The following is a 1,025-nucleotide window of genomic DNA, read 5'->3' on the forward strand; positions in this document are numbered from 1 at the left end:
CCGAAGTGGACCATGAAGCTGAAGCCGAAGGATTGGCAGCCATTGCCCGAGGTGTACCGAATAGCGCGTGAGGAAGAGCAGGCGGCCGCGCTGGAGCGGATCCGTGCAAAGCAGGCCGTAAACAGGGCAAGGGTGCTGAAGCTCACCGAGCGCCGCCCTACGCCAGCGCCAGAGTAATGCATGCGACTGGCCACAGGCGGGCGCCAAGAAGCGTGGGACTCGTCGGCGGCATGGCCGGCGGAAAAACGCGCGCTGGCGAGGCTCTGATCGGAAGGGCGGAACCCACTGGCGGGCGCCAGCACCTATGAGCCGGTTTGCGACTTTTGGCATTGTGACATATATATACGCACCGGTTCACCGGGATTCGGTCGGAAGGGGCGAGAGCATGACCGACGCAAACGACGAGGAAGTGCGCACCAAGAACGTCGCGCACTACATCATCAGCCACTCTCGCCCGGACAAGCTCGGGGCGACCAAGCTTAACAAGGTTATGTGGGATGCCGACGTGGCGCACTATCGTCACTACGGCAGCACGATCACCGGGCAGGAATCCTATATTCGCATGCCGCAAGGCCCTGTGCCGAACCGGTTGAAAGTGGCCTTGGCGACGCTTGAGCAAGACGGCAAGATTGTTCTGCGGCCCGTTGAAACGCCGGTCGGTGTACGCCACGAGTTCATCGCGATAGAGCCTATGTCGCCAGCCGAGTTTCCGGTCGAAGCGCTGGAGATACTGCACAGCGCAATCGATGCGATCTGTTCGCTGAGCGCTGCCGAGGCCAGCGCGGCAACCCACGACGCGCTTTGGGACAACATCCACAACGGGCAGCAGATGCCGATCCGCGCGGCGGCGATCATCCCGGGTGATCTACAGCCTGACGATATCGATTGGGCGCTTGAGGCGATCCGTACCGCTCCCGAATGAGCACCTTCCGGCCCGCCGACGGGTTTACCATCACATGGACGGAAACCGTGAAGGCGCTGGTCGCAGCCGAGGTCGCCTGCAATCCCGACTTCGCGCATTATTG

Annotated in this window: 1 protein-coding gene; it reads left to right on the forward strand. The window is 62.1% G+C overall.

The features are described from left to right. The first annotated feature begins 385 nt into the window (after positions 1–385). On the forward strand, positions 386–922 hold the full coding sequence (locus X742_RS1000000171850; protein ID WP_023775622.1) for a type II toxin-antitoxin system antitoxin SocA domain-containing protein: 537 nt from the start codon (positions 386–388) through the stop codon (positions 920–922). The last annotated feature ends 103 nt before the right edge of the window (positions 923–1,025 follow it).

The sequence above is a fragment of the Mesorhizobium sp. LNHC229A00 genome (assembly GCF_000502415.1).
In the GTDB taxonomy this organism is placed as follows: Bacteria; Pseudomonadota; Alphaproteobacteria; order Rhizobiales; family Rhizobiaceae; genus Mesorhizobium.